The organism is Erwinia sp. STN24 (assembly GCF_041320675.1).
Taxonomy (GTDB): Bacteria; Pseudomonadota; Gammaproteobacteria; order Enterobacterales; family Enterobacteriaceae; genus Erwinia; species Erwinia aeris.
The window spans coordinates 492751-515705 of the sequence record NZ_JBGGPM010000001.1 but is presented as its reverse complement, the minus strand read 5'-3'; the positions used below and the strand labels follow the sequence as shown (position 1 = coordinate 515705).

23 protein-coding genes and 1 other annotated feature are annotated in these 22955 nt (G+C 55.4%); of the genes, 8 read left to right on the top strand and 15 right to left on the bottom strand.

The genetic code is table 11. The annotated features are described in order from the left end of the window. Positions 1-93 precede the first annotated feature (93 nt). The 13 genes from ACA373_RS02515 to ACA373_RS02455 all read right to left on the bottom strand — a co-directional run bounded on the left by ACA373_RS02515 (position 94) and on the right by ACA373_RS02455 (position 12425). Positions 94-834, bottom strand: coding sequence for an EAL domain-containing protein (locus ACA373_RS02515; RefSeq protein WP_253454456.1), 741 nt, complete (start codon positions 832-834; stop codon positions 94-96). Positions 835-1164: 330 nt separating this feature from the next. Then, positions 1165-1623 carry an NlpC/P60 family protein gene (locus ACA373_RS02510; RefSeq protein ID WP_370733951.1) on the bottom strand — a complete coding sequence of 153 codons (459 nt, stop codon included), beginning with the start codon at positions 1621-1623 and terminating at the stop codon, positions 1165-1167. Between the two features lie 30 nt (positions 1624-1653). Beyond that, positions 1654-2388, bottom strand: coding sequence for a vitamin B12 ABC transporter ATP-binding protein BtuD (gene btuD / locus ACA373_RS02505; RefSeq protein WP_370733950.1), 735 nt, complete (start codon positions 2386-2388; stop codon positions 1654-1656). After that, the gene (locus ACA373_RS02500; RefSeq protein ID WP_253454459.1) at positions 2389-2934 is read right to left on the bottom strand and encodes a glutathione peroxidase; all 546 of its coding nucleotides are present in this window, start codon (positions 2932-2934) and stop codon (positions 2389-2391) included. Positions 2935-2975: 41 nt separating this feature from the next. Beyond that, the gene (btuC, locus tag ACA373_RS02495; protein ID WP_301251794.1) at positions 2976-3959 is read right to left on the bottom strand and encodes a vitamin B12 ABC transporter permease BtuC; all 984 of its coding nucleotides are present in this window, start codon (positions 3957-3959) and stop codon (positions 2976-2978) included. 90 nt (positions 3960-4049) lie between these two features. Continuing rightward, complete coding sequence (gene ihfA, locus ACA373_RS02490) at positions 4050-4349, bottom strand: integration host factor subunit alpha (protein WP_004157378.1); 300 nt, start codon at positions 4347-4349, stop codon at positions 4050-4052. A 4-nt stretch (positions 4350-4353) separates the two neighbouring features. Further along, entirely contained in the window at positions 4354-6741 is a 2388-nt protein-coding gene (pheT, locus tag ACA373_RS02485; protein ID WP_253454461.1) for a phenylalanine--tRNA ligase subunit beta, read from the bottom strand. Positions 6742-6756: 15 nt separating this feature from the next. Then, the gene (gene pheS / locus ACA373_RS02480) at positions 6757-7740 is read right to left on the bottom strand and encodes a phenylalanine--tRNA ligase subunit alpha (protein WP_301729671.1); all 984 of its coding nucleotides are present in this window, start codon (positions 7738-7740) and stop codon (positions 6757-6759) included. Positions 7741-7820: 80 nt separating this feature from the next. Continuing rightward, positions 7821-7945 (bottom strand) — a sequence feature (Phe leader region). 107 nt (positions 7946-8052) lie between these two features. After that, positions 8053-8409, bottom strand: coding sequence for a 50S ribosomal protein L20 (gene rplT / locus ACA373_RS02475; protein ID WP_016169860.1), 357 nt, complete (start codon positions 8407-8409; stop codon positions 8053-8055). A gap of 41 nt (positions 8410-8450) precedes the next feature. Beyond that, complete coding sequence (rpmI, locus tag ACA373_RS02470) at positions 8451-8648, bottom strand: 50S ribosomal protein L35 (protein WP_010275699.1); 198 nt, start codon at positions 8646-8648, stop codon at positions 8451-8453. A gap of 92 nt (positions 8649-8740) precedes the next feature. Then, complete coding sequence (gene infC / locus ACA373_RS02465; protein ID WP_125289758.1) at positions 8741-9292, bottom strand: translation initiation factor IF-3; 552 nt, start codon at positions 9290-9292, stop codon at positions 8741-8743. Between the two features lie 3 nt (positions 9293-9295). Further along, on the bottom strand, positions 9296-11224 hold the full coding sequence (gene thrS, locus ACA373_RS02460; protein ID WP_370733949.1) for a threonine--tRNA ligase: 1929 nt from the start codon (positions 11222-11224) through the stop codon (positions 9296-9298). 445 nt (positions 11225-11669) lie between these two features. Beyond that, the gene (locus tag ACA373_RS02455; RefSeq protein WP_253454464.1) at positions 11670-12425 is read right to left on the bottom strand and encodes a YdiY family protein; all 756 of its coding nucleotides are present in this window, start codon (positions 12423-12425) and stop codon (positions 11670-11672) included. 431 nt (positions 12426-12856) lie between these two features. Between ACA373_RS02455 and ghoS the strand changes: the two genes are divergently transcribed. Both ghoS and ACA373_RS02445 read left to right on the top strand, forming a co-directional pair. Further along, on the top strand, positions 12857-13150 hold the full coding sequence (ghoS, locus tag ACA373_RS02450) for a type V toxin-antitoxin system endoribonuclease antitoxin GhoS (RefSeq protein ID WP_253454465.1): 294 nt from the start codon (positions 12857-12859) through the stop codon (positions 13148-13150). 110 nt (positions 13151-13260) lie between these two features. After that, the gene (locus ACA373_RS02445) at positions 13261-14154 is read left to right on the top strand and encodes a fructosamine kinase family protein (RefSeq protein ID WP_253454466.1); all 894 of its coding nucleotides are present in this window, start codon (positions 13261-13263) and stop codon (positions 14152-14154) included. Between the two features lie 5 nt (positions 14155-14159). Here the strand turns inward: ACA373_RS02445 and ACA373_RS02440 are convergent, their stop codons facing one another. After that, a complete protein-coding gene (locus tag ACA373_RS02440) occupies positions 14160-14699 on the bottom strand; it encodes a YniB family protein (RefSeq protein ID WP_253454467.1) in 540 nt (179 codons plus the stop codon). A 164-nt stretch (positions 14700-14863) separates the two neighbouring features. Between ACA373_RS02440 and hxpB the strand changes: the two genes are divergently transcribed. The 6 genes from hxpB (at position 14864) to ACA373_RS02410 (ending at position 22502) form a co-directional block, all read left to right on the top strand. Next, entirely contained in the window at positions 14864-15535 is a 672-nt protein-coding gene (gene hxpB, locus ACA373_RS02435) for a hexitol phosphatase HxpB (RefSeq protein ID WP_370733948.1), read from the top strand. A gap of 370 nt (positions 15536-15905) precedes the next feature. Further along, entirely contained in the window at positions 15906-16496 is a 591-nt protein-coding gene (locus tag ACA373_RS02430) for a metal-dependent hydrolase (RefSeq protein ID WP_369896040.1), read from the top strand. A gap of 158 nt (positions 16497-16654) precedes the next feature. Further along, positions 16655-18052, top strand: coding sequence for an L-cystine transporter (locus ACA373_RS02425; protein ID WP_301251787.1), 1398 nt, complete (start codon positions 16655-16657; stop codon positions 18050-18052). Positions 18053-18199: 147 nt separating this feature from the next. Then, entirely contained in the window at positions 18200-20464 is a 2265-nt protein-coding gene (gene katE / locus ACA373_RS02420; protein WP_253454471.1) for a catalase HPII, read from the top strand. A 175-nt stretch (positions 20465-20639) separates the two neighbouring features. Further along, on the top strand, positions 20640-21983 hold the full coding sequence (locus ACA373_RS02415; protein ID WP_370733947.1) for an MFS transporter: 1344 nt from the start codon (positions 20640-20642) through the stop codon (positions 21981-21983). Between the two features lie 93 nt (positions 21984-22076). Then, the gene (locus ACA373_RS02410) at positions 22077-22502 is read left to right on the top strand and encodes a DUF6515 family protein (RefSeq protein ID WP_253454473.1); all 426 of its coding nucleotides are present in this window, start codon (positions 22077-22079) and stop codon (positions 22500-22502) included. Between the two features lie 56 nt (positions 22503-22558). Here ACA373_RS02410 and osmE read toward each other — a convergent pair whose 3' ends face one another. After that, positions 22559-22894, bottom strand: coding sequence for an osmotically-inducible lipoprotein OsmE (gene osmE, locus ACA373_RS02405; RefSeq protein WP_125289739.1), 336 nt, complete (start codon positions 22892-22894; stop codon positions 22559-22561). Positions 22895-22955: the final 61 nt, after the last annotated feature.

The following is a 22955-nucleotide window of genomic DNA, read 5'->3' as shown; positions in this document are numbered from 1 at the left end:
CTTACTGTTTACCGACGCCCTGATGCGCTTTCGGTACCGGCTTTAAGTGTAAACCTCATACGCTGCGGTAAACACAGAGAGAGTAAAGGGATATTACATCGCTTCGCCTGTCAGCTCTTTCGGCGGCACAATCAGCGAGGAAAGCGACTCTCCCGTTACCGGAGAAAACAGCGCGCTTTGAATACCGTCGAACTGATAGCGGCTGACTTTTTCCAGGCCGGTAATATCGTCCACGCCCTGGACAATAACCTGCTGGCAATGGGGCTTAATATGCTCCAGCAGCGTACTGATAAACGGCTGAAAAGAGATCCGATTAATATTATGCTGAATAAAGCCTTTATCGAGCTTAATACGGGAAAAGAGATTGTCGTATACTGCTTTTGACGGCGCTTTTCCTGCGCCGTAATTCGCCAGGCTTAAATCAAACCTTTCACTGAGCGCCATCAGGCCGGGGTGATCTTTCCCCAACTTTAAGTCGGTGAAACTTTCGCTAATTTCCAGCTCCAGCCACGCCAGCGCGTCCAGTTTGCGGCTCAGAAACTCGCTATCAAGGATGGTTTGTGCCAGCAGTTCGTCTATTTTCAGCGTGACCTTCACTCTTTCCTGACTAAAAAAATCGGCGTGTCGTTCAATGCAGTTGATCTGATTCTGTAATAAAAGAATACGCTGATCTGTATTGAGCTGTGGTAGTAAAAGTTCCTGAGGGATGGCGACGTTAGCGGTACTGTGGGAAAAATGCGTGAGCAATTCGACGGCGATAAGCTGCCCGCCGAAACGGTAGATCGGGTTAAAAGCTGTGTGACTTTTATAATCCGCTTCCAGATGGATATTCATTTTTATTCAGCCATGATGCAGCCGCCGTACGGCGCATTAATACGCCTGTTGTACACCGACCAGGATAAAAACCCATAGCGGGTTAAGCTATCACATATTCAGCAAGAAAAAATGCTTTACTATTAAAGCATAGTTTCGTGCTGAGATATCCCCGTGGCGCATTTCTTTAAACTATCTTTACAAAATCCGACACGGGAAATCACTTTTAACGGGCTGGTTAAAGCCTGATGCAATAAGCTGCTAAACCGGCCCGCCGGGTTTATTATAGCCACAAAAGTTAACCGGCGGATAGATAAGCCTTTTCTGAAATTCGTTAGCAGGCTATATTAATTAAATACGCCTCGCCTGCCAGAAAACTTTTTTCCAGTACACGTTATTCAGCGACGATCGGATTACGCCCTGGCTGGTAGAAGCATGGATAAACTGGTCGTCAGTATCATAAATGCCGACGTGCAAACCGTTTTCTCCCGCGCCGGTTTTAAAAAACAGTAAATCGCCAGGCAACAGATCCTTTTTACCGATGCGCGTTCCCGTTTTCGTTTGCGCAAGCGTCGTACGCGGCAGCTGCAAATCAAAGCGATCGCGAAAGGTCAGATAAACGAACCCGGAGCAGTCAACGCCTCTGCGTCCCATGCCGCCGTAGCGATAGGGCGTGCCGCGCCACTCGCTGAGCTGTTCGTTCAGCCGGGCGATAACCATAATGGAATCGGAAAGATGGCCGTTCGGCGGCGGCGCATGGCTGCTACAGCCCGCCAGCAGCATAGCCAGTAATAAGACCAGGTAGCGCATAACAGATTCCCTTTATTCTTTGCCGCTGGTTTAAAACAGCGTGGTCAACAGCGATTGTCCTTCTACATCTATTTTTCTGAAAGGCACGTGATACACCGCCGACAGCGTTTCCGGCCGTAACACCTCTTCCGTGGCGCCCTGCCTCACTAAAACCCCCTCTTGCAGCAGCCAGATGCGCCGGGCGTGATGCAATGAATGATTGATGTCGTGTCCGCTCATGATAATCGTCAGGCCTTCTGCGACCCTGGCGGCCACACAGCGATCGAACGCGGCCTGCTGTGCCAGATCCAAACCGGTTAACGGCTCATCCAGCAGCAGCAGCTGCCCTTCCGGCTGCGCAGTCTGACAGAGCACCGCCACCAGACGCACCCGCTGCCATTCCCCGCCGGAGAGGCGGTTAAGCGAGCGAGCCAGTTTATCCGCCAGCTGAAAAGTTTCGCAAAGGGTTATCAGTATCCGATCGCCCTCGTCCACCAGCTGATGCTGCTTAAGGTAATGCCAGACCGGCATACTGCCAGGTGGTCGCTGCTGCTGGGCCAGATAAGCGCGATGGCGGGCCAGCGCATAGCCGTTCCAGGCCGACAGCGACGTGCCGTTGAAAACGATACGCCCTTCCGCCGGCAACAATCCCGCCAGCGCCGCCAGTAAGGCGCTTTTACCTGCCCCGTTAGGGCCAAGCAAATGGATCAGCTCGCCCTTATCAACGCTGGCGGTAAAGGGCGCGAGGCGCTGCGCGACCGCAACGCCCTCACACTGCAACAGCATCTATTTTGCCAGCGCCGCTTTGATACTTTCCATCACAATAGGATCTTCCGGCGTCATATCTGGCGAGAAGCGCTGTACCACCGTGCCGTCGCGACCAACCAGGAACTTTTCGAAGTTCCATAAAATGTCGCCCGGCTCTTTTGGCGCGCGTCCTTTACTGCTCATACGCGCCAGGAAACCGCTATTTTCCGGCGCTACCGCTTCCGGTCTTGCCGCAATCAGCTGGCGATAGAGCGGATGCCGATGCGGGCCGTTGACCTCGATTTTACTGAACATCGGGAAGGTTACGCCATAGGTGGTGCTGCAAAACGTTTTAATCTCTTCGTTGCTGCCCGGCTCCTGCTCCAGAAACGCGTTGCAGGGGAAGCCAAGCACGGCAAAACCCCGATCCTGCCAGGCTTTGTGAATATTTTCCAACTGCTCATACTGCGGCGTCAGGCCGCACTTAGAGGCGACATTAACGATCAGCAGTACGTTGCCCTGCCACTGCGCCAGCGTCGTCGGTTCGCCATCCAGCGTCACCAGTTCTGTATCGTAAATACTCATTGGTTTTTCCTGTTTCAGTAGAGAAAAAAGCGGGCCGCAGGTCAGGCCCGGTTACGTAACAACAGCCAGATAAAAACCGGCGCGCCCAGCGTGGCCGTCACCACGCCAATCGGCAGCTCCGCCGAAGCGATGGCGATACGGGCCAGGATATCGGCCGCCAGCAGTACGCCGCCGCCCGCCAGCGCGCAGGCCGGCAACAGCATACGATGATCGCTCAGGTTGTTCAGCCGCAAAATATGCGGAATGACCAGGCCGACAAAGCCGATCGCCCCGGCCAGCGCCACGCTGACGCCAATCAGCCAGCCTGTCGCCAGCACCAGCAAATTGCGCCACAGCAGCAGCGGCAGGCCGAGCTGGCGGGCGGAAACCTCGCCCAGCGCCAGCAAATTCAGCACGCGCCACTGGCGGCATAGCCACAGCAGCACCGGCAGCAGCGCCAGCATCAGCCCGCCGTAGCGCCAGTCCACGCCGCTAAAGCCGCCCATCATCCAGTACATTAGCTGGCGCAGATCCAGGCTGGCGCTGAAATAGACCAGCCACGTCATGCCCGCGCTACAGATAATGCCTAAGGCCACGCCCGCCAGCAACAGGCGGCTGGTGGAAAGCGAGCGGCGGGAAAAACGCAGCAGGATAAAGGTAATCAACAGCGCGCCTGCAATGGCGAAAAAGCTTAGCGGCCACAGCCCGGTCACGCCGCTAAAAATCCCCAGCACCAGCCCAAGGCCTGAGCCGTTGGCGACGCCAAGCAGGCCCGGCTCCGCCAGCGGATTTTCAAACAGCGCCTGCATCACCGCGCCGGATACGGCCAGCGCCGCGCCGACCAGCAGCACCGCCAGCGAACGCGGCAGCCGCAGCTGCCAGACAAACAGCCGGTTTTCACCGCTGAACCAGCTTTGCGGAAAAAGCCAGCGGTCGCCGGCGCAGAGGCTAAGCAGAAAAACCAACACGCAGAAAATGCTCAGGATGCAGAGCCAGCGTCGCTGATGCCGACGGGCCAGCGCGATCCGTTGAGAAAGCAGAGTCATAAATCCAGGCCTGGCTAATGGAAACGGGCAGGGTTAGCGGAAATTCAGCGATAAAAAAGGCCGCGTAAGCGGCCTTTTGCAGAGCACTGGTCAGTCTTCTTTCGGCGTAGCGTTCTCAACCCGGCTTTTGAGCTTCTGCCCCGGCCGGAAAGTCACCACGCGACGCGCCGTAATCGGAATATCCTCGCCCGTTTTAGGATTACGTCCCGGACGTTGATTTTTGTCGCGAAGGTCGAAGTTACCAAATCCTGACAGTTTTACCTGCTCGCCGTTTTCTAAAGCGCGACGTACCTCTTCAAAAAACAGCTCTACCAGCTCTTTGGCATCCCGTTTGCTAAGCCCCAGCTTTTCAAACAGGTATTCAGACATCTCAGCTTTTGTAAGCGCCATAGGTTCAATCCCTCAAGGTTGCCTGGAATCGCTCTTTTAACGCCGCAACACATTTGGCGACGGTTGCAGCGATCTCCTCTTCTTCGAGTGTCCGGCCGGTATCTTGCAAAATCAGGCTGATAGCAAGGCTCTTAAAACCTTCATTAACACCCTTACCGCGGTACACATCAAACAAGTTTACGCCAACTACCTGATTTACGCCAACTTTCTTACATTCGGCGATAATATCTGCTGCGGGCACGTTTTCCGCCACCAGAACGGCGATATCACGACGATTTGCCGGGAAACGTGAAATCTCGCTCGCCTCAGGCAGGACGCGGTCTGACACCTTATCCCACTCCAGTTCGAAGACCACGGTACGGCCGTTAAGATCCAGTTTCCGCTCAAGTTCCGGATGAACCACGCCCAGATAACCGATGCGCTGTTCCTGCAAATAAATGCCGGCGCTCTGTCCCGGGTGCAGGGCCGGATGCGCTTCGGCCCGGAACTGGATGTCGGCCAGTTTACCGGTCAAATCGAGGACGGACTCCAAATCACCTTTTAAATCATAGAAGTCAACTGCCTGACGCGCCAGATCCCAGTGTTCTTCATAACGCGCGCCGCTGATAACGCCCGCCAGCATAACGTCCTGCCGGATCCCCAGGTTTGCCTGTGTATCAGGCACAAAGCGCAGGCCGCTTTCAAACAGGCGTACGCGGCTCTGCTGGCGATTCTGGTTGTAGACCACGGCAGAGAGCAGGCCCGTCCACAGCGAGAGCCGCATTGCCGACATCTCAACTGAAATCGGGCTTGGCAGTACCAGGTTTTCCTCGCCCGGATGCAGCAACGCCTGCACTTTAGGATCGACAAAGCTGTAGGTAATCGCTTCCTGATAGCCTTTATCCACCAGCATCGCTTTTACCCGCTTCAGCGACAGGTTCGCTTCACGGTGCGAGGTCATTACCAGACCCGCCTGCACCGGCACGTCAGGAATATTGTTGTAGCCGTAAACGCGCGCCACTTCTTCGACCAGATCTTCCTCAATCTGCATATCGAAACGCCAGCCCGGCGCCACGGCCTGCCAGACGCCTTCGCCTTCCGTGACGTCACAGCCTAAACGACGCAGAATATCGCTGACCTCGTTGTCGGCAATCACGTGACCAATCAGGCGATCCAGCTTTTCACGGCGCAGCGTGATAGTCGCGCGCGCAGGCAGCGTCGCCTCGTTGGTTTGATCGATAACCGGCCCGGCCTCGCCGCCGCAAATATCGAGCAGCAGACGCGTTGCGCGCTCCAGCGCTTTATATTGCAGCTGCGGATCGACGCCGCGCTCGTAGCGATGGGAAGCATCGGTGTGCAGTCCATGACGACGCGCACGGCCAGTGACAGAAAGCGGGCTGAAGAAAGCGCACTCGAACAGAACGTTAGTGGTTTCTTCGTTCACGCCGGAGTGTTCGCCGCCAAAGATACCGCCCATCGCCAGCGCTTTGTGGTGATCGGCAATAACTAACGTATCCGCGCTTAGCTTCACTTCCGCGCCGTCCAGCAGCGTCAGCGCTTCGCCCTCTTCCGCCATGCGCACCACAATCCCGCCGTCTACGCGGTCAAGATCGAAAGCGTGCATCGGCTGGCCCAGCTCAAGCAGCACATAGTTGGTGATATCCACCACCGGATCGATAGAGCGAATGCCGCAGCGACGCAGCTTTTCTTTCATCCATAGCGGCGTGGCGGCTTTGACGTTGATGCCCTTGATCACGCGTCCCAGATAGCGCGGACAGGCGTCAACCGCATCCACGCGGATCGGGAAGGTTTCTGCAATCGTAGCGGCAACCGGCTCAATAGCTGGCTCGTTTAACGGCAGCTTGTTCAGCACGGCAACGTCGCGCGCAATGCCGATAATGCCCAGGCAGTCCGCACGGTTTGGCGTCACGCTGATTTCAATGGTGTTGTCGTCAAGCTTGAGGTAGTCACGAATATCGGTGCCGACGGTCGCGTCCAGCGGCAGTTCGATAATGCCGTTGTGATCGTCGGAAATTCCCAGTTCGGAATAAGAGCAAAGCATCCCTTCCGACGGCTCGCCGCGCAGTTTGGCCGCTTTGATTTTAAAATCGCCCGGCAGCACCGCGCCCACCGTTGCCACAGCCACCTTCAGGCCCTGACGGCAGTTTGGCGCGCCGCAGACGATATCCAGCAGGCGGTCGCCGCCCACGTTAATTTTGGTGACGCGCAGTTTGTCAGCGTTCGGGTGCTGTCCGCACTCTACTACTTCGCCCACCACCACGCCGTGAAAAGCACCGGCTACCGCTTCCACGCCGTCCACTTCCAGACCGGCCATGGTGATCTGTTCGCTGAGCGCTGCGCTGTCGATGGCTGGGTTAACCCACTCACGTAACCAGAGTTCGCTGAATTTCATAGGTTTTACCCGCTCTTATTTAAACTGTTTGAGGAAACGTAAATCATTTTCGAAGAAGGCACGCAGATCGGTTACGCCATAGCGCAACATGGTCAGACGCTCCATACCCATCCCGAAGGCGAAGCCGGAATAGATTTCCGGATCGATGCCAACGTTGCGCAATACGTTCGGATGCACCATGCCGCAGCCCAGCACTTCCAGCCACTTGCCGTTTTTGCCCATCACGTCCACTTCCGCAGAAGGCTCGGTAAACGGGAAGTAGGAAGGACGGAAGCGGATCTGGAGATCTTCTTCAAAGAAGTTGCGCAGGAAATCGTGCAGCGTGCCTTTCAGGTTGGTAAAGCTGATGTTTTTATCCACGATCAGGCCTTCCATCTGGTGGAACATCGGCGTATGGGTCTGATCGTAATCGTTACGGTAGACGCGACCCGGCGCGATAACGCGGATCGGCGGCTGCTGGTTTTTCATGGTGCGGATCTGCACGCCGGAAGTCTGGGTACGCAGCAGGCGCGTGGCGTCGAACCAGAAGGTGTCGTGATCGGCGCGCGCCGGGTGGTGTCCCGGAATATTCAGCGCGTCAAAGTTATGGTAATCATCTTCGATCTCCGGGCCGGTTTCCACGGCAAAACCCAGCTCGCCAAAGAATGTCTCGATACGATCGATCGTGCGGGTCACAGGATGCAGACCGCCGTTTTCGATGCGGCGTCCCGGCAGCGAAACATCAATGGTCTCCTGCGCCAGGCGAGCGTTCAGCTCTGCCGACTCCAGCTCGTTTTTACGCGCGGTCAGCGCTTCCTGCACCTGCTGTTTGGCCTCGTTGATCACCGCGCCCGCTGCCGGACGATCTTCGGCAGGCAGGTCGCGCAGCGTGGTCATCTGCAGCGTCAGCTGCCCTTTTTTGCCCAGATATTCAACGCGTACCGTATCTAACGCGGCAACATCGTGTGCATTCTTAATGGCCGCTTGCGCGTTCGCCACCAGTTCTGCGAGATGTGACATGCTTTCCTCTTCTTCCAGCCGCCGTGGCCGGTCTGTTTTTTTATGGGGACGACAAGGCGCCCTGGATCTGCCGCGCCAGAAACAAAAAAGCCTCCACGAGGGAGGCTTTCAGCGCGATTTTTCGTTTCTTTTCTTTGCGCACAAGCCCCCGATGTTCAGGTGCTAAAGTAAAAAAAGAAACGGAAATTCGCGGTCATAATGCGTTGCCTGGTCGTCAAAAGAGGCTCTATTGAAAAACGCATGGACAAAAATGTCAATCTTTTGCTGCGGTTACAAAATAAAAGAGGGAGCAAGCTCCCTCTTTCACCTGACTTACGCCAGAGCTGATTTCGCTTTTTCGACCAGGGCAGTAAATGCCACTTTGTCGAATACGGCGATGTCAGCCAGGATCTTACGGTCGATTTCAATCGAAGCCTTTTTCAGGCCATTGATGAAACGGCTGTAAGAAATACCGTTAGTGCGTGCCGCTGCGTTGATACGCGCGATCCACAGCTGACGGAACTGACGCTTACGCTGACGACGGTCACGGTAAGCATACTGACCAGCTTTGATAACAGCCTGGAAAGCAACGCGGTAAACACGTGAACGTGCACCGTAGTAGCCTTTAGCTTGTTTTAAGATTTTTTTGTGACGTGCGCGAGCAACTACACCACGTTTTACACGAGCCATTTAGCTCTCCTGTTTAATATTCTGAATTAAAAAAAATAGACTTATGCGTACGGCAGGCAGGCAATAACCAGACCCAGATCGCCTTTAGACACCAGGCCTTTCGGACGCAGGTGACGCTTACGCTTAGTAGATTTTTTGGTCAGAATATGACGCAGGTTTGCGTGCTTACGCTTGAAGCCGCCAGAGGCGGTCTTCTTGAAGCGCTTAGCCGCGCCACGTACAGTTTTAATCTTTGGCATTTAAAAACATCCACTTCGCATTGTTAATAAAATAAAACAGGCAGGCGAACAGCGATCGGCGGCGAACCGCCGAACCGCTGCTACTTTATGGCCTACTGTTTCTTCTTAGGAGCGAGCACCATGATCATCTGACGACCTTCGATCTTCGAAGGGAAGGATTCGACAATCGCCAGATCCATGTCTTCACACAGATCTTTACGGACGCGGTTAAGCATTTCCATACCGATCTGCTGGTGCGCCATCTCACGACCGCGGAAACGCAGCGTGATTTTAGCTTTATCACCCTCTTCCAGAAAGCGAATCAGGTTGCGTAGTTTTACCTGATAGTCGCCATCATCGGTACCAGGACGGAATTTAATTTCCTTAACCTGGATAATCTTTTGCTTTTTCTTCTGTTCTTTAGAAGATTTGCTTTTCTCGTAAAGGAATTTGCCGTAATCCATGATACGGCAAACGGGCGGCTCGGCGTTAGGGCTGATTTCTACTAAATCAACGCCTGCTTCCTCTGCTTTTTCTAAAGCCTCATTCAGACTGACAATACCAATCTGCTCGCCATCGACGCCAGTCAGACGAACCTCGGTGGCGCGGATTTCTTTGTTAATGCGATTAGGACGCGCCGGTTGAACTCGTTTTCCGCCTTTAATACCTTATTCCTCCAGTTGATGAAGATTGCGACTGCGGATTTCATCCTGCAGCTTCGCGATCGCTTCGTTTACGTCCATGCTGCCCAGGTCTTTACCACGGCGGGTGCGAACGGCAACCTTGCCTGCTTCCACCTCTTTATCACCACAGACCAACATATAGGGGACACGACGTAACGTGTGCTCGCGGATTTTAAAGCCAATCTTCTCGTTTCTCAAGTCCGCTTTTACACGAATGCCCGCATTCTGAAGTTTTTGGGTCAATTCTGCAACATATTCGGACTGGCCATCGGTGATATTCATCACCACTACTTGTACAGGAGCCAGCCAGGTCGGGAAGAAACCGGCGTACTCTTCGGTCAAAATACCGATAAAGCGCTCCACAGAACCCAGGATAGCGCGGTGGATCATCACCGGCACCTGACGTTCATTATTTTCACCCACGTAGGAGGCGCTCAGGCGGCCCGGCAGCGAGAAGTCCAGCTGAACGGTGCCACACTGCCATGCGCGATCCAGACAGTCATGCAGGGTGAACTCAATTTTAGGGCCGTAAAATGCGCCCTCGCCCGGCTGATACTCGAACGGAATAGCGTTCTCTTTCAGCGCGGCAGCCAGATCGGCCTCTGCACGATCCCACTGTTCGTCATTACCGATGCGCTTAACCGGACGGGTTGACAGTTTCACCACGATTTTTTCAAAACCGAAGGTGCTGTACATGTCGTACACCATACGGATGCAGCTATTCACTTCAGCGCGCACCTGCTCTTCCGTACAGAAGATATGGGCGTCGTCCTGAGTGAAGCCGCGTACGCGCATCAGGCCATGCAGCGCGCCAGACGGCTCGTTGCGATGGCAGCTACCAAATTCCGCCATACGTAGCGGCAGGTCGCGGTAAGATTTTAGACCCTGATTGAAAATTTGCACGTGGCCAGGGCAATTCATTGGCTTGATGCAGTATTCACGGTTCTCCGAAGAGGTCGTGAACATCGCTTCTTTATAGTTTTCCCAGTGGCCGGTTTTCTCCCACAGCACACGGTCCATCATCAGCGGACCTTTCACTTCCTGATAGTTATACTCAGTTAGTTTGCTGCGGACAAAAACTTCCAGCTCGCGGAAAATTGTCCAGCCGTCATTGTGCCAGAACACCATGCCCGGCGCTTCTTCCTGCATATGATACAGGTCAAGCTGTTTACCGATTTTACGGTGGTCACGCTTGGCCGCTTCTTCCAGGCGTTGCAGATAGGCAGACAGCTGCTTTTTATCCGCCCAGGCGGTACCGTAGATACGCTGCAGCATTTTGTTGTTGCTGTCGCCGCGCCAGTAAGCGCCGGAAATTTTCTGCAGCTTAAAGTGATGGCAGAAGCGCATGTTAGGCACGTGCGGGCCACGGCACATATCCACGTACTCTTCGTGATGATAGAGGCCCGGACGGTCGTCGTGACTGATATTTTCGTCAAGAATAGTCATTTTATAGGTTTCGCCACGGGCAGCAAAAGCGTCACGCGCCTCCTGCCAGCTTACCTTTTTCTTGACGACGTCATAATTCGTTTCGGCCAGCTGGTGCATACGCTTTTCCAGCAGCTCGATATCTTCCTGGGTCAGGGTATGATCCATATCGACATCGTAGTAAAAACCGTTGTCGATAACCGGGCCGATTGCCATTTTGGTATCTGGCCACAGCTGCTTGATCGCGTGTCCCAACAGGTGCGCGCAGGAGTGGCGAATAATTTCCAGTCCGGCTTCATCTTTAGCGGTAATGATGGCGACGTTCGCGTCTTCCGCGATCGGATCGACCGCATCCACCAGCTCGCCGTTTACGCGGCCTGCGATACAGGCTTTCGCCAGGCCCGGACCGATGTCCTGGGCAATCTCCATCACGCTAACGGCGTGATCGAAGGTACGCTGACTTCCATCAGGAAGTGTAATTACGGGCATGATACATCCTTAGCTGCAGTGGTAACCCATACGCAAGGCTACATACAAAATTCAGGTTTAGTATATATATCAGGCTGGTGTCTCTTAAAATCAACTCACAGTTGTCAATTTGGAACAGCGCCTGATACACAGAGTCAAAAGCCTGCCGTCGGCAAAAACCTTTGAAGGAGTAATATCTTACACGTCATAGCGCCGAAATGCACGGCGGGATGCAGAATCAGGAATCCGCGCCGCAAAATCCGCTGCCGATGGCTTTACGTTAAACGGGATATCTGACCGCAAGCTGTAAGGTGGTTTTCCCCTATAGCCACAGCTCCGCTGAGGAGCGCCATAAGCTTGTGGTGAGAGTATCGTGCCGGGGCGGCTTTAAAAATGGTGAAAAGCAAGCATGAAGCGCTGGACGGAACAACCAGGTGGGCCACAGAAACGTGGCCCGGCAGGCTTTTTACATGGCGTAAGAAAGCTGAATAGTGGTTTTGGTATCGGTTTTATCCGGCGCGGATGACGGTGGGTTCTGGTTCCAGGTCACGTTATAGGCCATCTTCAGCGAGAAGTGGGCGTTAATCGCCACCTGCAAACCGGTTTCGGAGTTCACCGTGGTGTCATCGCTACCCAGCACGGAAACGCCCTGGACAAATTTAGTGGTGTCGGTCAGCTGCCACTGATAGCTGGCCGCGCCGTAAGCCAGCGCCTGCGTCTCATGACCGCCATCGTGGTAATCGTCATAGCGTACGCCAGGACCGGCTTCCAGACGCAGCGAGTGCACCGGACCGTTCAGGATCTGGCGACCGTAACCGGCAGCCAGAATAGAGCGGCCGTCGTAGCCGTTGAAACGATCGCTTAACCAGCTGGCCTGACCAAACAGGTAATCGGAAGGGTTCAGGTTATAACGTGAACGGCCGCCAACCTGATAGGTTTCAGAAGAACGCTCATCGTTGGAAGAAGTGTTGCTGGCGTTGCCCCACAGGCTGTAGGCCATCTGGTTCTGATACCAGGTCATGTTGGTGCTGGCCGTCAGCGAGGAGCTGGTGGTGTTGCCGGTCTGAGCCAGGTAACCCGCCGCCGCATTGCCTTCAAAGTTCTTTTTGGCCGTAGAAGGATCGTCCATGACGGTAAAGACATTATTGTCCGCCAGTGCCTGGTGACAAAAAACTCCGCCGGAAAGTAAAAGAACTGCCGACAACTTGTTAAGCGCTTTCATTAAATAAGATCCATACCACTGAGAATTGAAAAGAGGTGAGTCTGAAGAGTTTTACCGGGCGTTCAATCTCTTTTATTGAAAGAATAGTAACATTTTGTTAAATGCTTCCGGATGCTTATGAATCAGGCTCACCCTACTCTAAATGGGACTATTCTTATCAGCGCGACCCGGCGCAGCCTGCTTTTCCTCGTATGTTCTTCGGCAATCTGGCTTTCGGCAGACATAAATATGTCAAAGCATTGCCTGTTACGTAATAATGTAACTTCACTGATTTACTTCTGAATATAAAATTCTGTCGGGATTTTTCGACCGCCTGAAGCTTTGCCCCCTTGCTATAACGGCTTCCACAGGCGTTAAGCCCGATAGCTGGCTGATAAAAGGCGATGATGAACTATGCTAAAAAAAGAAGAAGGTAAACAAAGGAGTTCATCATGGTTTCGTCTGATATTGAGCAATATGTCGTCACTTTCCGTTTTAAAGATGAAGGGCTTAGCGATGTCCTTGAGCTGAACAGCACCCTGACCAACGGCGGATTTACCACCTCGCTGCACGACAAGGAAGGCCACCCGCACGAGCTGGGCACAAACAGTTTCGGCATCGTCAGCGCGCTGAGCGCAGAGCAGATACGCGAACAGGCAATCAACCTGGGTGAAATCGTGCTGGGCGAAAAGCCGGAGGTGGAGGTGGAGCGCTGGCAAGCATTTCAGCAGAAAAGCGAAAACTGACGTTTTGTAAAAATGTGTTGTTCACTACGTAAACACTGGTTTTGTCTATTATTTAAGCGTTAGTATCAGCATGTCCCGCAGCAAGTCACAGCGAAAAAGAGGAAACCGCTATGTGGTCAGCCATTGGTCGTCTGTTGAGTGAGCAGTCAGGTGATGCTGAAATCAGCCAGCGTACAGCGTTGCCAGGAGGCGATGTGCATCCGGCGTGGCGCCTCCGCTACGGCGATCGCGACGTTTTTGTTAAATGTAACGGCCGTGAAATGCTCGATCTTTTTACCTGGGAAGCCGATCAGCTGCAGCTTTTGAAGCGCACCGGCACCATCCGCGTGCCGGATGTCTACGGCGTAGGTTACGATCGGGACGTCAGCTTTTTACTGCTGGAGTATCTTCCCCTTTCGCCGCTCCATGCGCAAAGCGCCCATCAGCTTGGCCAACAGCTGGCGCGCCTTCACCAGTGGAGCGATCAGCCGCAGTTCGGCCTGGATTTCGATAACAATATCAAAACGTCGCCGCAGCCTAACAGCTGGCTCAAGCGCTGGTCGGTCTTTTTTGCCGAGCAGCGTATCGGCTGGCAGCTTCAGCTCGCGGCGGAAAAAGGCGTACAGTATGGCGATATCGATCTGATTGTGCGCTGCGCCAGGGAGCTGCTCGACTCGCATCACCCTCAGCCTTCGCTGCTGCACGGCGATCTCTGGCCGGCAAACTGCGCGACGGCGGCTGAAGGGCCCTGCGTGTTCGATCCGGCCTGTTACTGGGGCGACAGAGAGTGCGATCTGGCGATGCTTCCCTGGTTTCCGGCGCTGCCGCAGGAGATTATGGAAGGCTATGAGTCGGTATGGCCGCTGCCTCGCGATTACCAGCAGCGCCAGCCGGTTTATCAGCTCTACTATCTGCTTAATCGGGCAAACGTCTTCGGCGGCGAATGGCTGAAGGAAGCCCAGCGGGCGGTCGGCGCCCTGCTGGACCAGGCGGAGGCGGGCAAACAATTTGCCCGTCCGGCGTAGGGCCGTCAGCTGATAAAGCCTGCCAGCTTAAGCACAAAATAGCCCGCAACGGCTATCAGGATGGGCAACACGTACAGCGGAAAAAACTGCAGAAAAATGGTGTGGCGCGGCACCACGATTTTTTCTTCCAGCTGCTGGCGGCTGCGCCCTTCTTCACCTTTCGCTTTTTCCAGGATCATCTGATCCTCAATGCCTTCACGCAGATGCCGGGACTGTCGCCACATTCTGGCGCCGGAGGCCTGTAGCGCCAGCCCGACGAAAATCAGTATATAGATTAGCCAGAACAGCCAGTTGCCGCCCTGGTTAAAATCCGGCACCGGTGAATTATGCCAAAAGGCGTTTAAAAAGCCAGTATTGAAGCGGATCATATCGATCATCACGTGAGAAAAATCCTGCATTACCGCATTGATCCCTTCGCGCTTTTCACGACTCACTTCCAAAAAACGCATCAGTGAAACCAGCGTGGAAATCAGCGCCGGAATAAAGATAATCCAGCCGGCGATCCGCTTTAGTATCGCGACTCTTCCAGCCTGTTGATAAGTCATGCTTTCTCCTGTCCTTATGCTGTGAGGGCTGTAAGTTTACCCTCGCCCGGCAAAATGTGCCTGAAAAAAGTGTGCCCGTAAGCGGAAAGGCAAATTAACGCGCGCAATGCTCTGGCTGTTAACTTCATGTTAAGGTGTCAGAAAACTGCTAACGGAGCCGCATTATGTCTTATTCACGTCCAGTGCTAGCCGCAATTTTTGATATGGATGGATTACTAATTGATTCCGAGCCGCTATGGGAACGCGCGGAGCTGGACGTTTTCGCTACGCTGGATGTCGATCTTTCCCGCAGAAGCGAGATGCCGGATACGGTAGGCCTGCGCATCGATCAGGTTGTGCGCATGTGGTATGAAACGCTGCCCTGGATCGGGCCATCGCAGGAGGAAGTCACGCAGCGTATTCTTACCCGCGCGCTGACGTTAATCGAGGAGACGCGGCCGCTGCTGCCCGGCGTGGAGCTGGCGCTGAAACTGTGCCAGGCGGAAGGGCTGAAAATTGGGCTGGCTTCCGCCTCGCCACTTTTTATGCAGGAAAAGGTGCTGGCGATGTTCGGCCTGCGTCACTATTTCGAAGTGCTGGCCTCGGCAGAATCGCTGCCGTACAGCAAACCGCATCCGCAGGTCTATCTGGACGCGGCCACCCGTCTCGGCATCGATCCGCTTAACTGCGTTACGCTGGAAGACTCCGTTAACGGTATGATTGCGACCAAAGCCGCAAGGATGCGCTCAATCGTGGTGCCTGCGGCCGTTTATGCCGACGATGCGCGCTGGGCGCTGGCCGACGTCAAACTGACCTCGCTCACCGAGCTGGGCAGCAAGCATCTGCTTGGCAAGTAACATCAGTGCCCGCTTTCCGCCCTGCCGTAAACTGGCCGGGCGGTACGGCTTCTTTACGCAGAATGAAATGCTGACCCTGCTGCTTCCCGTCAGCTGAATGTTAACAGGCAGATACAGCCTTTCGCTATTTTCTACCCGGCAATGAAATCCGGTGAAAGACCTTTGCGCGTCCAGCCCCTTAATCAATAGTATTGATGCCATTACGGCGCTTAACCGCTTATACTAATTGGAACCGCTACGTTTTTTTACCCATGCTCGACGCACAGACGTAAAGGAAATATTAACCTTTCGTTACAGCGTCACATATTTATTCTACTGTATATATCCCCTATACTGGATGCATTGACAGTTCAGTTACCGAGCGTTTTCCATGACGGCCGAAGGCCACGTTATTTTTGCTATCGCCAGCGCGATTTTTGCCAAGCGCGCCGACCTGACGCCTGTTCTTGGTGATGGCGACTGGTGGCACGTTATTCCCGCCACGCTGCTTACCTGCCTGCTGCCGGATATCGATCACCCGCGCTCTACCCTTGGTCAGCGTTTTCGCTGGCTGTCGCAGCCCATTGCGCGCGCCTTTGGGCATCGGGGCTTTACCCACAGCCTGCTGGCCGTAATCGGTGGCGTGGCGCTGCTTCAGCTAAAACTGCCGCAGGAATGGGTGCTGCCTGCCGATGTCTTTCAGGGCATGGTGCTGGGCTACCTCAGCCATATTGTCGCCGATATGCTTACGCCTGCCGGCGTGCCGCTGCTGTGGCCCTGCCGCTGGCGTTTTCGCCTGCCGCTGCTGCACAGCCGCAACGGCAACCAGATGGAGCGAATGCTCTGCCTGACGCTGGTTGCGCTGGCGCTATGGTTCCCGGCCGGGTCGCCCTCTTTTGGTGCGGCAAGCTGGCCCCTGCAGATGATCGATCAGGTGCAAAACAGCGTTACGCGTTTTATAAATCACCAGGTAGCGCAATAAGTCACCGATTTCGTTCAATAAATTATAAACTATTCCTTTTGATTATATGGGCGTCTCTCCGCGAGCTGCTACCATCGCCCCCAACGCGTATCTGATGCGCAATAAAAATAGCTCACTGACGAGGCCGCTGATGCCTCGTCAAAAAAGGAGATCTGGGGATGAATTTTCCATTAATTGCAAATCTGGCGGCGTTTATTCTGCTGCTGGGGCTACTGGCTAAAAGCGGCAACGCCAGCTGGAGCCTGGCGAAAAAAGTGCTGCTGGGCCTGGTTGTAGGCGTGCTGTTTGGGCTGATCCTGCACACTATTTACGGTGCCGATAACCCGGTGTTGAAAGAATCCATTAGCTGGTTCAACGTTGTCGGCAACGGCTACGTACAGCTGTTGCAGATGATCGTCATGCCGCTGGTGTTCGCTTCGATTCTCAGCGCCGTAGCCCGTCTGCATAACGCGTCGTCGCTGGGCAAAATCAGCGTGCTGACTATCGGCGTGCTGCTGTTCACTACGGCGATTTCCGCGCTGGTGGGCGTTTTTGTTACCTGGCTGTTTGGGCTCAACGCCAGCGGCCTGGTGCAGGGCGTGCAGGAAACCGCGCGCCTGTCTGCGCTACAGTCTAACTATATCGGTAAAGTGGCCGACCTTTCCGCGCCGCAGCTGCTGCTCTCTTTCGTGCCGAAAAATCCTTTCGCCGATCTGACCGGGGCCAATCCGACCTCTATTATCAGCGTGGTGATTTTTGCCGCTTTCCTGGGCGTCGCCGCCCTGCATTTACTGCGTGACGACAAACCGAAAGGCGAGCGTGTGCTGGCCGCCATCGACGTGCTTCAGGCATGGGTGATGAAGCTGGTGCGTCTGATTATGAAGCTGACGCCTTACGGCGTAATGGCGCTGATGACCAAAGTGGTCGCCAGCTCTAACCTGGCGGATATCGTTAAGCTGGGCAGTTTTGTCATTGCATCTTATCTGGGCCTGGCGATTATGTTTGCGGTGCACGCGCTGCTGCTTTCCGTTAACGGCGTCAATCCCAGGCGTTTCTTCCGCAAGGTCTGGCCGGTTATCACTTTTGCTTTTACCAGCCGCTCCAGCGCGGCGACCATTCCGCTGAGCGTGGAAGCGCAAACCCGCCGCCTTGGCATTCCGGAATCGATCGCCAGCTTCTCAGCCTCTTTCGGCGCCACTATCGGCCAGAACGGCTGTGCCGGGCTGTACCCCACCATGTTGGCGGTGATGGTTGCGCCAACGGTAGGCATTAACCCGTTCGATCCGGTCTGGATCGCCACGCTGGTTGGCATCGTTACGCTAAGCTCTGCCGGCGTAGCGGGCGTGGGCGGCGGCGCAACCTTTGCCGCGCTGATCGTTCTGCCAACGCTGGGCCTGCCGGTCACGCTGGTGGCGCTGCTGATTTCGATTGAACCGCTGATCGATATGGGCCGCACCGCGCTTAACGTTAATGGTTCGATGACGGCGGGAATGCTGACCAGCCAGTGGCTGAAACAAACCGATAAATCTCTGCTGGACGCGGAAGCGGACAACGAAGCCGAACTGGCGCATCGTTAAGCAAAACGTTGTTTATGCAACCTGTTCAGGGGCCGCTCAGCGGCCCTTTTTATTGTCTGCTAAACATAACCCTTCGGTTTCCGGGCGTACCTCGCGCACTGTTCTATAGTTAATGGTTAGAAACACACATCACAGGAGCAAGTGAGCATGTCGAAAGAAACCGATAACAAGGAAATCACCCATAATGCCCCGTTAACCGGGCCTGATTCCGCAAAGCCGGGAATGGATTCGCTGGCACCCGCCGATGGCTCGCATAAGCCGCTTTCTGAGCCAACGCCGCCCGGCAAGCAGCCTACTGCGCCCGGCAGCCTGAAAGCGCCCGAGACCAGTAACGCCAAGCTGGACGCGCTGGAAACCTTCCGTAAAGGCGGCGAGAACTTCCCGCTGACGACCAATCAGGGTACGCGCATCGCTGACGACCAGAACTCGCTGCGCGCCGGTACTCGTGGCCCAACGCTGCTGGAAGATTTTATCCTGCGCGAAAAGATTACCCATTTTGACCACGAGCGTATTCCTGAACGCATCGTCCATGCCCGTGGTTCAGCGGCGCACGGCTATTTCCAGCCCTATCGCGATATGAGCGATATCACCAAGGCGGATTTCCTGCGCGATCCTGAAAAGCAGACGCCGGTTTTCGTGCGTTTCTCTACCGTTCAGGGCGGCGCAGGCTCGGCGGATACCGTACGCGATATTCGCGGCTGGGCCACCAAGTTCTATACCGATGAAGGCGTTTTCGATTTAGTCGGCAACAATACGCCGGTGTTCTTTATTCAGGACGCGCATAAATTCCCGGACTTCGTGCATGCGGTAAAACCTGAGCCGCACAATGAAATTCCACAGGGCCAGAGCGCGCACGATACTTTCTGGGATTACGTCTCGCTACAGCCGGAAACGCTGCATAACGTGATTTGGGCAATGTCCGATCGCGGCATTCCGCGCAGCTACCGCACGATGGAAGGCTTCGGCATTCACACCTTCCGCTTTATTAACGCCGAGGGCAAAGCGACCTTTGTGCGCTTCCACTGGAAACCGGTCGCGGGCAAAGCTTCGCTGCTGTGGGACGAATCACAAAAACTCACCGGCCGCGATCCCGATTTCCATCGCCGCGATCTGTGGGAAGCCATTGAGGCGGGCGACTATCCGGAATATGAGCTGGGCGTACAGCTGATCCCGGAAGAAGATGAATTCAAATTCGATTTTGACCTGCTGGATGCCACCAAGCTGATCCCGGAAGAGCTGGTGCCGGTGCAGCTGGTCGGTAAGATGGTGCTGAACCGCAATCCGGACAACTTCTTTGCCGAAACCGAGCAGGTTGCTTTCCATCCCGGCCACATCGTTCCCGGCCTGGATTTCACCAACGATCCGCTGTTACAGGGCCGTCTGTTCTCCTATACCGATACGCAGATCAGCCGTCTTGGCGGGCCTAACTTCCATGAAATTCCGATTAACCGTCCGACCTGCCCTTACCATAATTTCCAGCGTCAGGGGATGCACCGTACGGATATCGATACCAACCCGGCCAACTACGAGCCGAATTCCATCAACGATAACTGGCCGCGCGAAACGCCGCCGGCTCCGCATCGCGGTGGATTTGAAAGCTATCAGGAGCGTATTGAAGGCCATAAGGTGCGCGAGCGCAGCCCTTCCTTCGGCGAATACTACTCGCAGCCACGCCTGTTCTGGAACAGCCAGACGCCTGTTGAGCAGCAGCACATTATTGACGCCTTCTCTTTTGAGCTGAGCAAGGTGGCTCGCGCCTATATCCGCGAGCGCGTCGTGGATCATCTGGTGCGTATCGACGTGTCGCTGGCTAACGGCGTGGCGGAGAATCTGGGCATCGCGCTGTCCGATGAGAAGATGCATACCGCGCCGCCGAAAGACGTTAACGGCCTGAAAAAAGATGCCAGCCTGAGCCTTTATGCCGTGCCAAGTGGCTCGATCAAAGGCCGCCAGGTGGCGCTGCTGATCAGCGACGGTGTGGTAGCGGCAGACGTGCTGGCAATCTTGCAGGAGCTGAAGGCGCAGGGCGTGCACGCCAAGCTGCTGGCGCGTCATATGGGCCAGGTTCGTGCCGACGACGGTTCTAATCTGCCTATCGACGCTACCTTTAGCGGCCTGCCGTCGTTGACCTTTGATGCGGTGATCGTGCCGGATGGCAATATCGACGCGCTGCTGCTCAGCGGCGACGCCCGTTACTTCCTGCTGGAAGCCTACAAGCATCTGAAGGTGATTGGCCTGAGCGGCGACGCCCGCCGCTTCAAATCGCAGTTCGGTCTGGGCGACAGCGAGCGTGAGGAAGGCGTCATCGAAGATGATAAAGCCGAAGGCGTGCTGATGAGCGAGTTCCTGGCCGCGATGGCCGCGCACCGCGTCTGGTCGCGCAGCCAGAAGGCGCTAAGCGTTCCGGCTTAATCCGCCGTTCGTTTGTTCACTGAAGGTGCAGCCGGTAGCGGCTGCGCCTTTTTATTTGGCATCTCCTGCCGATTAGCGCGCATAAAGCGCCTTTCACCCGCGCCTTATCCGATCTCTACACTGTGGCACTGAACTTGCTTCTTCCTGATACCACTCGTTGTTCAGGAGAAGATCCATGAGAGTTGACACCCGCTATCGTTACCGCATTTTCGCCATGCTGTTTTTTATCGCGCTGATCAACTATATCGATCGCGGCGCCCTCTCCTTCGCGGCAAACGCCATTTCTGCGGAATTTCATTTCAGCAAAACGGAGCTGGGCGTGGTGCTGAGCTATTTCGGCTTTGGCTATCTGTTCGGCTCGCTCTGCGGCGGGTTTCTGGCCGATCGGCTGGGCACAAAAAAAGTCTGGCTGCTGGCGGGCGTGCTCTGGTCGCTGTTGGAGATCGCTACCGCCTGGGCGGGAGAGCTGGGCGTGGCGCTGTTTGGCGGCTCGGCCATTATGGGCTTTGCCGTAATGCGCATCCTGTTCGGCTTTGCCGAAGGCCCGGCCTATGCGCTGATGAACAAAGCTATCGCGCACTGGGCGCCCGATAACGAGCGCGGCATGGCGCTGGGCATCGGCTTACTCAGCACCCAGGTAGGCGCGCTGCTGACGGCACCGATCGCCGTGGGCCTGCTGCTGTTGACCAACGACTGGCGGCTGATGTTTATCCTGCTCGGCGTTTTCTCGCTGATCGCTATGGTGATTTTCGCGCGAATTTTCACCGACAGCCCGATGCAGCAGCCGCGCGCCAGCCAGGCGGAGCGCGAGTTGATTATGCAGGGCCAGCAGCAAAGCACCGCCGGGCCGCGCCTGCCGTGGTGGCGCTTTTTCACCAGCCGCACGCTGGTCTGCAACGCGCTGGGCTATTTTTCTTTCCTGTATGTCACCTTTACCCTGGTCACCTGGGGGCCGAAATATTTGCAGGACAGCTTTCACTACGATCTGCATTCGCTCTGGTATGTGGCGATGATCCCGTGGAGCGGCGCCTGCATTACCGTGCTACTCGGCGGCAAGATTGCCGACACGCTGCTGAAGCGCTCCGGTAATCTGCGGCTGGCGCGTAATCTTTTTGCCGTTGTCGGGCTGCTCTGTACCGGACTCTGCTTTATGGCAATCCCGTGGATGGCTTCCGCCGCCGGGATTATCCTGCTGATGACGCTGGGCAACGCCCTGAACGCGCTGGTAAATAACGTTTACTGGTCGGTGGTGATTGACGTCACGCCGAAATCCACGGTCGGCACCTATAGCGGGATGACGCTGGCCATCGCCAACCTGGCATCGATCCTGTCGCCAATGCTGAGCGGCTGGCTGGCTGAGCATTTCGGCTACAACGCCATGTTCAGCGCGACGGCGGCCATTGCCTTCGGCAGCATGCTGGCGATGACGCTGCTGCAACCGGAGAAAAAGCTGACGGCAACGCCCCCTGTCAGTCCCGATCTGGCAGCCAACATGGAGGCGGAGTTAAGAATACGTTAAGCAGTGTAAGCAACCCGCAATAGCCGCAGCCGCCGCTTGCGTTTTCACTGGCCCGGAGTAATGTTAGCGGCAGTGAGGACCAGGAGAAACTGTATGAAAAAGGTGATAAGCGCTCTGTTCGCCTTAACGCTGTTGTCGCCAACGCTGGTGGCAGCGCATCCTGGCGGCTGGGGACCGGGGCCAGGCTGGGATCGCGGTCCGGGTTGGGATCGCGGTCACGGCTGGGATCGCGGCCACGGTTGGGATCGCGGCCGTGGGCCGGGCAGGCTCTCTTTTTTACCGGGAGCGGCAGCGGCGGTGATTATCGGCGGTCTGACCTATTACGCGCTCAACGGCAACTACTACCAGCGCCAGCACGATAACACCTATGTAGTGGTGCAGCCGCCGGTAGAGCGCTTCAGCAGCGATATGCGCGCGCTTGATTACAACGGCGAACGCTTCTACGTGCAGGAAGGCCACTACTATCGCCGCGATATCGACGGACGCTATCTGGAAGTGCCGCGACCGCCAGGCCTGTAGGCAACAGGCATAAAAAAACCGGCTAAGGCCGGTTTTTTCTTTACTCCGTCAGGCGATTACTGATTAACCTGCGGATCGGTATCGTACTCTTTGCAGCTCTGGAAGCCGTAGTTCATTACGCGGCCTGTGTCGCTGTAGCTGACAAAGTAGGTCTGCTGCTTGCCGTCACGCTGGCCCAGCACATAGGTCTGGCAGGTGCCGCGAGCGTGAACCATGGTGATTTCAGTTGAAGGCGGACCGGCGATATCGCGAACCTGCTGGCGGGTCATGCCTTTTTTCACGTCCTGTACCACAGGCTTAGTGACATAGCTTTCCGCGCGGTCATAAGCTGAACAGCCGGATAATACAGCAAGCGCCACTGCCGCACCGATAAGTCCTGTTACCTTGTTCATGTTTTTTATTCCTCATTTATTGTCCATGTCGCTTTAAGCCTGGAACATAAATGCAGAGTTA